Origin of the sequence: Alteromonas sp. a30, assembly GCF_026788005.1 — a bacterium.
Taxonomy (GTDB): domain Bacteria; phylum Pseudomonadota; class Gammaproteobacteria; order Enterobacterales; family Alteromonadaceae; genus Paraneptunicella.
The window spans coordinates 173336-187137 of record NZ_JABEPE010000001.1 but is presented as its reverse complement, the minus strand read 5'-3'; the positions used below and the strand labels follow the sequence as shown (position 1 = coordinate 187137).

At 40.3% G+C, this 13802-nt stretch carries 9 protein-coding genes; 4 read left to right on the top strand and 5 right to left on the bottom strand.

The features are described from left to right. Positions 1 to 74 precede the first annotated feature (74 nt). Positions 75 to 2471 carry a carbohydrate binding family 9 domain-containing protein gene (locus HJG39_RS00790; RefSeq protein WP_268405594.1) on the bottom strand — a complete coding sequence of 799 codons (2397 nt, stop codon included), beginning with the start codon at positions 2469 to 2471 and terminating at the stop codon, positions 75 to 77. A 345-nt stretch (positions 2472 to 2816) separates the two neighbouring features. Continuing rightward, positions 2817 to 3092 carry an RNA recognition motif domain-containing protein gene (locus HJG39_RS00785; protein WP_268405592.1) on the bottom strand — a complete coding sequence of 92 codons (276 nt, stop codon included), beginning with the start codon at positions 3090 to 3092 and terminating at the stop codon, positions 2817 to 2819. A 319-nt stretch (positions 3093 to 3411) separates the two neighbouring features. Between HJG39_RS00785 and HJG39_RS00780 the strand changes: the two genes are divergently transcribed. Then, the gene (locus HJG39_RS00780) at positions 3412 to 4386 is read left to right on the top strand and encodes a GGDEF domain-containing protein (protein WP_268405590.1); all 975 of its coding nucleotides are present in this window, start codon (positions 3412 to 3414) and stop codon (positions 4384 to 4386) included. Here the strand turns inward: HJG39_RS00780 and HJG39_RS00775 are convergent. Further along, a complete protein-coding gene (locus tag HJG39_RS00775; RefSeq protein WP_268405588.1) occupies positions 4351 to 4797 on the bottom strand; it encodes a CBS domain-containing protein in 447 nt (148 codons plus the stop codon). The two genes, HJG39_RS00780 and HJG39_RS00775, sit on opposite strands and share 36 nt — an antisense overlap. A 105-nt stretch (positions 4798 to 4902) precedes the next feature. Then, a complete protein-coding gene (gene cysZ, locus HJG39_RS00770; RefSeq protein ID WP_268405586.1) occupies positions 4903 to 5655 on the bottom strand; it encodes a sulfate transporter CysZ in 753 nt (250 codons plus the stop codon). Positions 5656 to 6021: 366 nt separating this feature from the next. Here cysZ and smc point away from each other — a divergent pair, with 366 nt between their 5' ends. The 3 genes from smc to ligA all read left to right on the top strand — a co-directional run bounded on the left by smc (position 6022) and on the right by ligA (position 12791). Then, positions 6022 to 9501: a chromosome segregation protein SMC gene (gene smc / locus HJG39_RS00765; RefSeq protein ID WP_268405584.1), complete on the top strand. Its 3480-nt coding sequence runs from the start codon at positions 6022 to 6024 to the stop codon at positions 9499 to 9501. A gap of 16 nt (positions 9502 to 9517) precedes the next feature. Continuing rightward, a complete protein-coding gene (gene zipA, locus HJG39_RS00760) occupies positions 9518 to 10678 on the top strand; it encodes a cell division protein ZipA (protein ID WP_268405582.1) in 1161 nt (386 codons plus the stop codon). A gap of 79 nt (positions 10679 to 10757) precedes the next feature. Further along, complete coding sequence (gene ligA / locus HJG39_RS00755) at positions 10758 to 12791, top strand: NAD-dependent DNA ligase LigA (protein WP_268405580.1); 2034 nt, start codon at positions 10758 to 10760, stop codon at positions 12789 to 12791. Between the two features lie 144 nt (positions 12792 to 12935). Here ligA and HJG39_RS00750 read toward each other — a convergent pair whose 3' ends face one another. Continuing rightward, entirely contained in the window at positions 12936 to 13142 is a 207-nt protein-coding gene (locus HJG39_RS00750; RefSeq protein ID WP_268405578.1) for a cold-shock protein, read from the bottom strand. Positions 13143 to 13802: the final 660 nt, after the last annotated feature.

The following is a 13802-nucleotide window of genomic DNA, read 5'->3' as shown; positions in this document are numbered from 1 at the left end:
GAATTACAATAATAGAGCAAAAACAACACACTTTGCGTGTCGTGCTCTATTTTACTGGTAATTAAATTACAATTTTATTGTAGCCAAGCGTAGCTAAATTTGAAGAAAATTTTGTAACTGTCTCGCTTTAAATCCTCAACATCATCATTACGGAAGGAGTGATCGGAATAGCCGGCAAAAAACACGGTTTGTGGGTTAATTTTGTAGCTGTAAATTAACTGGCTAGCAATATCGGTGCTATCAATATAGGGTAGGTTTTCCGGTAACAGTGCCGGTTGGTTGAAGGGGTTAAATTCAATGTCGGTATATATCAGACTGAGTTTCAGGCTTTGCCGTAAATCTAAATTGTAGTCGAAGCGGAAGTCAGCAACATGAGCACGAAATACTTCTTCTCCTTCGGCTTTTAATCGGTTGCTATCAAAGCTTAAGCGGGTACTAAAATGTTTATTAAAGCTGTATTCAAAATAAGGAATAAAGCGATATTCTTGGCCTTCTCGATTGTTGGTGAAGTCAATTTTGTCGCCTAGAAACGCATCTAATCCAATCAATAAACCCGCAGTAGGTTGAAAATGAGATTCGAGTTCGTATTGACCAATATCGAACATGGTGGTGTTGCCTCTAAGATAGAGCTTGCTATCGTCAAGGCGAGAACCCACTTCATCTCGTTTTAAGTAACGAAAGAAGATATAGGACTGCAATGCGCCTTGAACTAAGATGTCCCATTCCCATTCTCTTTCTAATACTTCTCTGTCATCGTTGTGAAGTATATCCCAGTCACTCCAAACGCTAATTTTATTCCACCAATTATCACTATCACCCCAAAAATTTAAGCCAAGCTGGATGAAGGTTCGACTTTGATCGACGCGAATTTGGTTGCCTAAATCAGAACGGAAACCGCTACTAATTTCCTGATAGCGTAAGTTAGAAAACCAATGCCGCTCGTCATGAGTGTATACAATACGAAGCGCATGACCGCTAAAGTTGTCATCAATATTGGTTCTTAAAAACGATTCATCAATGTTGCAGTTGGCAAACTCGCATTGAAGATTCTCGTCATAACAGTCGTCGCCAAAGCAAAATTGATCACTCAAATCTTCTGGGTATTGGGTATCCGAGCCAATAAACTGCGCATTAATAATATCTTGGTCTGTGACCTTATAGCGAATATCGGTTGCACCAACGTAATTATGGTAATTATCGGCGTCACGGAATGTTCCTAAAAAGCCAATATTGAGGTCTTTGTTTGCATCGTAACGATAACGAACAGCCGCATTTTTACTGGTTGATTCTAGGCGAGCAATGGATGAACCTAAATTTCCCGGCACGAAAAATGTGGTGCTGTCATCGTCTGTTAGAAATACACCGTAAGCATGTTTGCCACTTCTGCCCGTGACTTTTGCTCCAAAGTTGGGCGAGCTAATATTGCGGGTATAAACCAAATTGTAGCTGGTGCTGAATAGGTCTTGATTTTCTAAGAAGAAGGGGCGTTTTTCTTCAAGTGTTAGGGTAAAGTTATCGTTAATGCTGATTTGCGCATCATCGGCTTCAATTTGTGAAAAATCGGGGTTTATTGTCGCATTTAGGAACACATCGGAATTAATTCCCCATTTAATATCCAGCCCAAGTTCATAATTATTGTTGCTATTCCAGTCTGACTCAGTAATAACATTTCGCGTTTTTGTGTGATCGTAAACTAGGGTAGGGGTGAGCGCTAAAGACTTCCCATGTTCAATATTTTCGAATCCCGAGACACTCGCCATTTGACAAGCAATGCACTCATTATCGCGGTTTATTTCGATATGGGATAACCGGTAACGTTCTTTTCTGGGATAAATGCGTACAAATTCCATTGCCCAACTTTGAATTTCTGTTTGATTATTAAAGTTGAAATTACGCAAAGGAATCGCTATTTCAACTTGATAACCTGAGTCTGTGACTTTTCCCGCAGAATCCCAAATACCATCCCAAGAGTCACTGGTTTCAAGGGCTAACACATCTTCAATGCTATCAACCTGTACGCCAAATGGATTAGTAAAAAACTGAAAAACTAGGCGGTGATCGCCGTATGGATCGAGCCTTACACCAACTAAATCATCACGAGAGGCATCGTCGCGCTGATGATAAAACGATCGAATTTCCTCAGGATTTGGGTCGTGAGCAATAAATGCAATAAATAGTGTATTGCTATTTTCAAAAAATTTAACGTTAGTCTCAACCGGTGCAGGTAAATTTTCGTAAGGCTGAGTAATGTTATGCAGTGTGAGCGTGTTGGCATGTTGCCATGCAGGATCAGATAAGTCGCCATCGACTTTAATTTCCGTGTCAAATTTAGGAATGTTTAATGCGTACGATTGAAGTGGCAACCAAAGCATTAACAATCCGAATATTCCTGTTATTTTTTTTAAATATTGCATTACTGTACGTAAAACAGGTAAGCCTGAATCCGAGCGGAAAATAGATTGGGGAAACATTTTAGATGTGCTGAAAATCCCTGAGCTACTCCATAGCTTTACCTAGTTGAGAACCTTTGTATCTGTTAGTAGGTTAATAATTTATCCTGTTTTTTATTGAAAAAGAAGAAGTTTTTTGTCTCCTAATTGTCACTTTTTAGATATTTATTTGTCTTAATTTGGCGGGGGTGAAAATATGTCGTTGTATTTACTGAAAAAATGCGTTTTTCTTACGATTTTCTTAAAAGCAAAAGTAATAATAAAATGTTTTTTAAATGCGAAAAAAATATAAGGCAGGATGAAAAAAGAGAGGTAAGAAAAGCGACCTGACCAAGCCAGGGCGCTCGGAATTTGTACAATGGCAGCTTAGAATCTGCGTGGCGCACCACCAGTTCTTGGCTTAGGTGGGCGAGCTTCGTTCACAACGATAGTTCTTCCGCCAACTTCCCGGCCATTTAAAGATTCGATTGCAGCTTCACCTTCTTCTTTAGAGTCAAACTCAACAAACCCGAAACCCTTAGAGCGGTTAGTTTCACGATCCATAATGATCTTCGCTGATTGTACTTCACCAAACTCTGCAAAGGTTTGTTCGAGTTCGCTATCTGACAAGCGATAGGATAAGTTTCCTACGTATAATTTCATTTCTATTTCTCTCGACTATTGGGCTGAAACGTCATCCAGATGCCAATAGTCAAAATCACCTGATGCCGGGTTGAAGTAACCTTTACTTCTAACCATCAACTCCAGTTTAGAGACAAACTTAGGTAAAAAGCAATTTAAATAGCAAATTATCATCAATCATTAATATTTTTCTAATATTTGGTCGATTTTGCGTCATTATCATTCGAAAAAATTTCACATTTTTGGGGTGTTTTAACCAAAGTTCAAAATCAATGAATGACATAAATTAGTCATTTTTGATGCGTATTGTTGAGCAGGTGAAGACTTAAAAAATACCGCCATGAATATAGAACGCATTTATACATTTTTGGGGCTCATTATGGGGCTATTACTTTGGAGTATTTGGTTGCTTCAAAATAACGTTTCATTGGAAACATCCAGTATTAATTATAATGATGTAGTGAGTGAAACCTTTTCTATTTCTTTCGTGTTGATGATGCTCATTATCAATATTCGCCTGCGTTCGGCTTCCTCTAACTCGTTAGGGCTTTTCATTGGTTTATGCTGCTTATTGATTGGTCATACGCACGATCTATTAGACGAATTTATTGATATACAACCGACATGGATTAGCTTGGTTTTAGAAAACATAACCAATAACTTAGGCGTAATTATTGTAACAATCGCAATATTGAAATGGTCGAATCGTTATAAAAAACAACTTCGAAGTTTGCAAAGACAAAAGGTGGAACTCACAAAAGTGAGCAACACCGATTCGTTGTCCAAGTTATACAATCGCCACTTCTTAAATACAGAATTCATTACTCAGATAAAATACCAGTTGTCTCCAATTCAAAAACTGTCATTAGTCATGATCGATTTGGATCGGTTTAAGGAAGTTAATGATAATTATGGTCACTTAGAGGGGGATAAATTGATAGTACATATGGCAAATGTCATTCGAGCGGAAATCCGGGAAGGAGATTATGCTTTTCGCTATGGTGGTGAGGAGTTTTTGGTGGTGTTAAATGCTGAAATGGAGATAGCAAACCGAGTGGCAGAACGAATTCGCTATCGCTATCAACATTCTCGTTATGAAATTAATGGCAAGCAAATACAAAAATCAACGAGTATTGGTGTGGTGGAATATCAACCGAAAGATAAGTTTGATGTAGCTGTTGATTTAGCAGATAAAGCTTTATATCAGGCGAAAAAGTTGGGAAGAAATCAGGTGGTATGCACTTCTATATACGCTTCTCCACCTGATTTTACTGAAAATTTAAACGGCGGGGCTCGTGATGAGTTGGTTGTTTAATAATAGTCGCTCGCAAAAGTCGACAAAGTTTCCAGAAGTAATAAAGCCTTTTAATTTATTGTCTGCATCAATAACGGGTAAACAACCGTGATTATTACCTTTAAACAACGGAATAATATCATCCAAAGACGTACTTTCCTGAGCCGTTAAATAGTCGGTTTCTAGCACTTCCTTTACACTTGTTTCTTGTTCAAGTTTTACTGAATACTCAGTGCCGTATAGAGCTAGCATGTGCATCGTCTTATTAAACAAGCTCTTTTGACTAATGACACCGAGTAAATGACCTTGGTCATCAACAACAGGAATATTTCGAATATTATTATCTTTGCTAAGCTGAATCGCATCAAAAATTGAAGCTTTCAATGATAACGCGTTTAATTCAGTGGTCATCAAGTCAGTCGCCGTATACATATTTACACCCTATTTTTTAATGCTCTGCATTAGTTCAGTATAAATGCTTTTTATTGTTTATCATTACCTTAATATTCAGGTGTTTGATTTAACGCAATAAAAAGCTTAGCTTGTATGCCTGTCTTTGAGCCTATCTACCCACATCGCAGTTGCTCCACAAATGGCAACGGGCATCACTAAGAAATTCACAATAGGAATCATAGAAAATAGCATTACAACGGTACCAAAGGAGTAGGCATACCCTTTGTGTTTAACTAAGTCTTCTCGCATCTTTGGAAAGTCAACTTTGTGATTGTCGTAAGGATAATCACAATATTGCACTGCCATCATCCATGCGCTAAACAAAAACCACACAACCTGCCCAATCACTGGCAATAAGAAGAAAATTAACAGAAAAACGACGGCTCTTGGAATGTAATATTTCAATTTTGTGAACTCACGCACTAATGTACGAGGAATGTCTTTGAGTAACGCTAGAAAGTCATCATTTTGGGTTGGTTGTCCTGTTAAAATCAATTCCATTTTTTCTGCCAACAACCCATTGAATGGAGCGGCAATCCAATTTGCCAAGGTACTAAAAATATAGGCTGCTACGAGTAAAATCGTCAGCACTGCTAGAGGCCAGATAAAATATGCGATTGCTTCTTCGATACCTTCCAGCCAATTGGGAAGTAGGTTTGTTGTATAGATAATTAGATCATCAATACGACCGAATAAGTAATAAAACGCGGAGGCAAACAAAATTAAGTTAACGATAAGGGGTATAAACACAAAGCGGCGTACACCTTTTGTACGAATAAGCTTAAAACCTAATAAAAAATAGCCTGCGCCAGAATGAGCTTTCATATGATTTAACATTCAATCCTATTTAACAACTAAGGTAACTATGAACTATAAAAGATAAAGCCTAACTTTGTCGTTACGAATCTTCAATTGTTACAGAATTTGAGATTTGATAGAGTGCGAGGGAAAAATGAAATACATTTCTTCGGCCTATATCAAGGGCATCTAGCGCTAAATAACCGTGGAAAATAGGTGATTATTCGTTCAATTAGAAGCAAACTCTCAGCTTTAGGAAAGTTATTGCTAAATACTAAGGGATATAAATGCGTAGCGAGTTTGCGTTACTTTCCTGAGATAATTGACGATTAGGGATACCTATTTAGCATTAAGTATAAGATAACGCATTGTAAAATTTACAAGCAGTTTTAGCATAGCAGTGGCATGCGATTAAAAAAAATAAGATTAGCAGGCTTTAAGTCTTTCGTTGATCCAACCAACATTCCTTTCCCCGATGATATGACCGCTATTGTAGGTCCGAATGGCTGTGGCAAATCCAATGTGATTGATGCGGTGCGTTGGGTGTTAGGCGAAAGCTCCGCGAAAAATTTACGTGGTGACGCCATGACTGATGTCATTTTTAATGGCTCGTCAGTGCGTAAGCCAGTTTCCCAATGCAGTGTCGAATTGGTATTCGATAACAGTAGCGGCCGAATTCACGGAGAATATGCTGGCTATAATGAGTTGTCCGTCAAGCGGGTGGTAACTCGAGATGCCACATCTACCTACTATTTAAATGGCACGAAGTGCCGGCGTCGGGATGTAACCGATTTATTTCTAGGAACGGGGCTTGGGCCACGTAGCTACGCCATTATTGAACAAGGCATGATTTCTCGGTTGATTGAATCTAAACCACAGGAATTACGGGTTTTTATTGAAGAAGCTGCGGGTATTTCCAAGTACAAAGAACGACGCAGAGAAACCGAAAATCGCATTCGCCATACCCGTGAAAACTTAGAACGTTTGGAAGATGTTAGATTAGAGCTTGGACAGCAATTAGAGAAATTACAGCGTCAGGCATCGGCGGCAAAGCGCTATAAAGAGCTAAAGGCCAAAGAGCGTCAATATAAAGCCGAATTAGCGGCAATAAAGTGGCTGAAACACAGCAATATCATTGCCGATCTAGAAACCCGTATTGAGCAGCAAGAGTCTGATATTCAAGGATTAATCGCACAGCAGCGTGGTGATGAAACTAATATTATTCGTTATAGAGAAGAACAAGCGGATTTAAAACAACAACTTGATGACATCCAGAAGCAAAACTTCAATTTAGCCACTGACATCACACGTATTGAGCAAAGCCAAATCCATAACCGTCAACGCACTCAACAAGTGGCTAAGGATATACAGCAAGCGCAAGAAACGGTTGGTGACATCACACTTCGTATTGAATCACTCGCTGAAAATGTAGAAACCCTAGCGTTATCGCTTGAGGAATTTGAACCTCGAAAAGCACTTTTGCTTGAACAACAAGAGTCAGCGGAAGCGCTGCTTGCGGAAAAAGAAACGGCGTTTCACAACAAACAAAGTCAGTGGCGTCAGGAAGAACAAGCGCAGAATCAATTAAAGCAAAAAATTCAGAGTATTCACGGTCAGATTCAATCCGGCTTGCAAATGCAACTCAGAACTGAACAGCGTATTGCTGAAATAAAAGAAGAAATAGAGTCATTCAATAGTCGTGAAATTGAAGAAGAGCTTACTCAGCTTCGAGAAACAGAGTTTGAATTACAAGAAACATTAGAAGAAGCGCGTATTCTAGAGCAGCAAGAAACAGATAACCTTGAATCGGTAAAGTCTGAATTGGATACCACCAAGGTTGAGCAACAGACGGCATACCAAGCCTGGCAAAAACAAAGTGCAAAGCTATCGAGTTTACAAGATTTGCACGCTCAACAGTCATCTCAGGGTGACGACATCGAAAATTGGCTCACGGCGCAAACAATCAAATCAACGTCAATTTGGGATTATCTGCAAGTCGAGTCTGGCTGGGAAAATGCTGTTGAAGTGGCTATGCAGCAGTGGCAAAACGCATTGGTCATTGAGCATTTTACATCAAATGCTAAGGTGCCTGAAATCGCTGGCATAAAGCTCTTTTTTGAAGCCTCGCTTACCCCGGAAAAAAACATCAACACACTGGCCGGGAAGTGCTCAGTAGAGCAGGTGCCGGATGTGCTAAACCAAGTATTTATTGCCAACGATACCCGTCATGCGCAACAGCTAAAAACGTCGTTATTGGCGAATCAATCTGTTATTACACAAGATGGCTACTGGTTGGGGCCCGATTGGTTTGTGTTTGGGGCGGATAAAGAAAAAGGCGGTGCGCTTGCCAGACTCAACGAGATTAAACAACTGCAAACCAGTATTGAAGCATCAGAAAGTCGTTATCGAACGTTAAGCGATGCCTTGGAAACGCTGGAGAGTCGATACGAGCAGGCGATACAGGCAAAGCAAAAAGCGAAGAGTGATCTGACTCAAGTTGAAGTGCAATATAAGCAAGCCCAAACTCAAGCCGAGTTTTTACAGCAACAACTTGACCGGCAGAGCCAGAAAAAAGATAAGCTAATGCGTGACTTATCGGTTCAAGAAGAGCAGATAGAGTTAGAGCAAGAGCAACTGGAAGAGCTTAATATTCAAATTGCGGAATTAGAAGAACAACAAAACGAACGTGATGATGACAGTTCCGACATTGAACTCCAACGCGAAAGGATGCAAAACGCTATTGATGATCTTCGTATCACCACCGCGCAGTACCAAAATCAGCTGCATCAGTTGGAATTACAACTGCAATCACAGCGAAATCAGTATCAATCGGAACAAGCGAATTTAGAAAGAGATAAAGCGATGTTAAGCAAAACGCAGGAGCAGCTTGCATTGCTTAAAGAAGAACAAGAGACCTTAACGTTGCCGATGGAAGAGCAAGCGGAAAAACTAGAAGGCTTGCTGGAAAAACGCAGTGAACTGTTAGCTCAACAAGAAAGGGTTTCCGATGCACTTGCGGAAGTAGAATCGGTATTACTCGATTTTGAAAAAGGTCGAGAAGGCGTGCAATCTCGCATTGAAAAAGCTAAAGAAGCGCAGCAATCCACACGAGTGGAATGTGAAGGTTATAAAGCGAGAGCGAGCGCAGTATTAGAACAACTGCAAGAAATGCAACAACCATTAAAGTCGGTACTGGAAAATCTTACAGAAGATGCCGATGAGCAAGAATGGCAATCCGTGTTAGATAAAACCTCGGCTTCACTGAGTCGATTAGGAGCTGTTAATTTGGCGGCGGTAGAAGAATATGAGATACAAGCCGAGCGCAAACACCATTTAGATGAACAAAACGACGACTTGGTTGCTGCATTAGAAACACTCGAAAATGCTATCCGTAAAATCGATAAAGAAACCCGAGCGCGTTTCAGAGAAACGTTTGAGCAAGTTAATAACGATTTGAAACAATTGTTCCCCAAAGTCTTCGGTGGGGGCTCTGCCTATCTTGATTTAACCGAAGATGACCTACTTGATACCGGCGTAACGATTATGGCGCGACCACCTGGAAAGAAAAACTCGACAATTCATTTGCTTTCCGGTGGAGAAAAAGCGCTGACCGCTTTATCATTGGTGTTTGCAATATTTCGTTTGAATCCAGCACCTTTTTGTTTGCTTGATGAAGTCGATGCGCCACTGGATGATGCGAATGTTGGGCGCTTTTGTAAGCTCGTTTCGGAAATGTCGAAAAGTGTCCAGTTTATCTACATAACTCATAATAAGATTGCGATGGAAATGGCGTTACATTTAACCGGGGTAACGATGGCGGAGCCGGGTGTCTCGCGGGTTGTTGCTGTTGACGTTGAAGAAGCTGTCGCGATTGTAAATGCATAATAAGGTTTGTTAATTGATGGAAGATTTGCGACTGGCAATTATCGTTTTAGGCGTGTTCTCAATTTTAGGGATTCTGATCCATGGGTTGTGGACCATCCGTAAAAACGCGGTAGACAAAAACAAACAAAAATCCAGAAAAGAGCCGGGGTTAAATCATTCGGAGTCATCAAATCCAGAGGTGCCCGAGGGCTTACCACTTGAGGAAGCACTATCCGATGACGAACCTCATTTTTCTCCATCGTTATACACTGATTCGCGAGAGCCGATGACGGATGCAAACCTTGAAGATGACTTTGAAGTAGGGTTTGATGAAGATGGTATTGGGCAAGTCAGAACGGTTGCAAAAACAGATGTAGAGCCACCTACCCATGCAGCCAAGCGTGAAGACACTATACCAGAAGAGCTTGAAGAAGAGCGGATACCAGAGCCGCCTTCGTCATTAATGAAGAATACAGATGAAGTGGCCTCCTCTTTAGAAACTGCCAATTCCTCTGTCGACGTTAGTTCACCAGAAAAGCCCACACAAAAACCGGTAAAAGTTGCTGCTGAGCAAAATGTTGGCAAGCAAAGTTTCGCTGAGAAAGCCAAGCAGTTTGTGAGTGGTGAGAAGAAAGAACGCGTAGCTGAACATCGATTTGAGCCCAAATTGACTCCATCGGAGGAACAAATCCGCATGGACTTCGATAACCAATCTACGATTAATGTAAATACAAGCGACACATCACATGCACCAAAGGAAGATATACAAGAAGAAGTGTTAGTGTTGAATGTGAAAATGCCTGAAGGGAAGTCTATCTCTGGTGCCGCGCTATTACCGGCATTGCTTACATTAGGGTTTAAATTTGGCGAGCAAAATGTGTTTCATCGTCATGCCGCAAGTAATGGTAAAGGGCCTAAATTATTTAGCTTAGCCAACATGTTTAAGCCGGGTACCTTTGATGTTGATGCAATGGAAACCTTTGAAACCCAAGGGTTATCTTTATTTATGATTTTGCCTATCGAAGGTGAACCGCAACAAGTATTTAATATGATGCATAACGCAGCGCGTAAACTCGCGGATGAGTTTGGCGCACAAATTCTAGATGCTCGACGTAGCTTGCTCACAAAACAAAGCTTGCAACAATATGTCGAAAAGATTCGAGAATTTGAACGTAAGCGCATGATCAATAGAAATTAATCTCTACTAAATTTATTTTGTTATTAAGGGCAGAGGTCGTCTTAGGTACTTCTGCCTATTTCTTTATGGAAGTTAGTAAATGAAGAGTCCTGAAGAGCTTACTCAACAAGTAAGCGAACTAAGACGATTATTAAGAAAATACAGTCATGAATATCATACGAATGATGACCCAACGGTTTCCGATGCGGAATACGATACGTTATTCCAACAATTGTTAGCCATCGAAAAAGCCCACCCTGAACTTCAAAGCGATGATTCACCGACCCAAAAAGTGGGAGCGCCACCGTTACCGGAATTTGAGCAAGTTCAGCATGAAGTGCCGATGTTGTCACTTGAAAATGCTTTTTCTGAAGAAGACATGATTGCATTTGAAAAGCGTATTCAAGACCGACTAAAACGCCATGATAAATTGAGTTTTAGTTGTGAACCAAAGCTGGATGGACTAGCTGTTAGTTTGTTGTATGAAAATGGCAAATTGGTGCGTGGTGCAACTCGGGGCGATGGCATGGTCGGAGAAGATATTACGGCTAATGTGCGTACCATTAAAGGCGTGCCTTTATCGTTGGATGGCGATGATTACCCCGATCGCATTGAAGTCCGTGGTGAAGTGTTTATTCCCGTTGCACGTTTTAAACAACTTAATGAGCAGCAAGCAAAGGCTGGAAAAAAGACATTTGCCAATCCACGTAATGCTGCCGCTGGTAGTTTGCGTCAGTTGGATTCTCGTATTACAGCGAAACGTCCATTGGCTTTTAATGCTTATTCAATGGGAGTCGTTACTGGCGAAAAAGGTGTGTTATCAAATAGCCATTATGATCGTTTGCAGCAGTTAAATAAGTGGGGCTTCCCATTATCAAAAGAATTAAAACGTGTTGAAGGCGTTGAAAATTGCTTACAGTTTTATCGAGACTTAGCGGAAAAACGCGCCAATCTTACTTATGAAATAGACGGCGTTGTTTTTAAAATTGATGATCTTTCTATTCAAGAAGAATTAGGGTTTGTTGCTCGTGCTCCACGTTGGGCTATAGCTCAGAAGTTTCCCGCTCAAGAAGAAATGACGCGTTTATTAGATGTTGAATTCCAAGTGGGTAGAACGGGCGCAATTACGCCGGTTGCACGTTTAGAACCTGTATTTGTCGGTGGTGTGACGGTTTCTAACGCGACTTTACACAATCAAGATGAGATTCAACGATTGGGTATTCGTATTGGCGACAAAGTTGTCATTCGTCGCGCAGGAGATGTTATTCCGCAGGTTGTCCGTGTTATTCCCGAAGAAAACAGCAACATTGAAAAACGTGACATCACCTTCCCCGAAAATTGTCCTGTGTGTGATTCTCACATAGAGCGTTTGGCTGACCAAGCGGTGGCGCGTTGTTCAGGTGGTTTGGTGTGCAAGGCGCAGATGAAAGAAGCCATTAAGCATTTTGTGTCGCGTAAAGCATTGGATGTAGATGGGCTTGGCGATAAGCAAGTTGAGCAATTTATTGAGCAAGGGTGGGTTAAATCGCCCGCAGATTTGTTCAATTTGGATTTAGCTCAGGTTGCTGCTTTAGAGCGAATGGGGGAGAAGTCAGCAACGAACCTGTTAAAGTCTCTTGAAAAAGCTAAGCAAACCACCTTTGCCAAATTTATTTATGCGTTGGGCATTCGAGAAGTGGGAGAGGCCACGGCACGAAACTTAGCATTACACTTTGAAACCCTTGAAAAACTAGAAAAAGCCAGTGTTGATGAATTAAAAGAAGTGAATGATGTTGGCGAAGTCGTCGCGCAGCATGTAAGACACTTTTTCAAGGAGCAGCATAATCGAGATATTATCGAGAAGTTGCGTGAAGCTGGTATTGATTGGCCTAAAGTTGAGAAAAAAACAGAAGATGAACTTCCTTTGGCCAGCAAAACATTTGTGTTAACGGGAACCCTGTCTGCAATGGGAAGAAACGACGCAAAGGCAAAACTGCAAGCGCTCGGCGCAAAAGTGTCGGGTAGTGTTTCTGCTAAAACCCATTATCTGGTAGCAGGGGAAAGTGCGGGTTCTAAATTGAAAAAAGCAGAAGAGCTTGGTGTGGAAGTGTTAACCGAAGACGAGATGTTAGCGCTGTTCAATAAGGAAAATTAAGAGACGTAATACGAGTGAAGCTTTAAGCTTCTTTAGAAATGGATTTGAAAAACGAAAAATCAGTCAATTAACTGCCCTCGATATACACTCTCAGGTATAAAAAATGTAGCTTTCACTTTCCTATACCTGAGAGCTGTCACTAGATTAAAGCTTAACAATATCTCTAGCCTGTAGTCCTTTGTCACCTTCAATAAGAGTGAACTCTACTTTTTGACCTTCCTGAAGAGATTTGAAACCTGTGCCAACAATCGCAGTGTGGTGAGCGAAAACGTCAGGACCCGTTTCTTGTTGAATGAAGCCAAAACCTTTTGAGTTGTTAAACCACTTAACCGTGCCAGTTGCTGTAGACATACTAATTCCTAATTAAAAACGTTAAATACCAAAGCCGTTTAAACTGCAAAGCGGCGACTAAGCTGAAGATGTGTTACTACTTACGAATAACAGGCCAAGGTACGAGGTGCACAACTTAATGCACATAATATAAACCAAAACTTCAAGCTGGGTAAATTATATACCTTATTGGATGTGAGTCAATAAAAAAATTTCTCTAATTTGTTTTCTCTTTTGATTTTTATGGGTTGGAAAAAATCTTTTTTTCGATTTTGTTGTTAGGAATACTATCAAATAGAGAAGTGGTTAACTTTACTGTGAATTAAGTTTTTTCCACGAAAATACAGGCGAATATTTAATTCGCTAAATTTGTATAATCTACGTTTTGTTGTTTAGGTAAACAAATTAATTAGTAAGGTTAACTTCTTGAACTGCTTTGCTGTAACTCCGATGTACTACTTGAGGATGCTGACAAAATCTTTTTACCAACTAACTACTATAAATTCATAAGACACGCTAGCCTATATGGGCCGCCTAGCCTTACCTGTATTGGTTATCCTAGTTTGACGGTTAGACATCAAATTGAGCAATGTCTGAAATACCGAAAATTATGTCTGAAATAACATTTGTGTTTGTATCGATAGATATAAGAAGAGTGGGTATTTTTAAAATACAAAATGA

Coding starts and splice junctions, on each gene's coding strand:
- HJG39_RS00790 (WP_268405594.1), bottom strand. CDS start 2,471: ATGTTTCCCCAATCTATTTTCCGCTCGGATTCAGGCTTACCTGTTTTA.
- HJG39_RS00785 (WP_268405592.1), bottom strand. CDS start 3,092: ATGAAATTATACGTAGGAAACTTATCCTATCGCTTGTCAGATAGCGAA.
- HJG39_RS00780 (WP_268405590.1), top strand. CDS start 3,412: ATGAATATAGAACGCATTTATACATTTTTGGGGCTCATTATGGGGCTA.
- HJG39_RS00775 (WP_268405588.1), bottom strand. CDS start 4,797: ATGTATACGGCGACTGACTTGATGACCACTGAATTAAACGCGTTATCA.
- cysZ (WP_268405586.1), bottom strand. CDS start 5,655: ATGTTAAATCATATGAAAGCTCATTCTGGCGCAGGCTATTTTTTATTA.
- smc (WP_268405584.1), top strand. CDS start 6,022: ATGCGATTAAAAAAAATAAGATTAGCAGGCTTTAAGTCTTTCGTTGAT.
- zipA (WP_268405582.1), top strand. CDS start 9,518: ATGGAAGATTTGCGACTGGCAATTATCGTTTTAGGCGTGTTCTCAATT.
- ligA (WP_268405580.1), top strand. CDS start 10,758: ATGAAGAGTCCTGAAGAGCTTACTCAACAAGTAAGCGAACTAAGACGA.
- HJG39_RS00750 (WP_268405578.1), bottom strand. CDS start 13,142: ATGTCTACAGCAACTGGCACGGTTAAGTGGTTTAACAACTCAAAAGGT.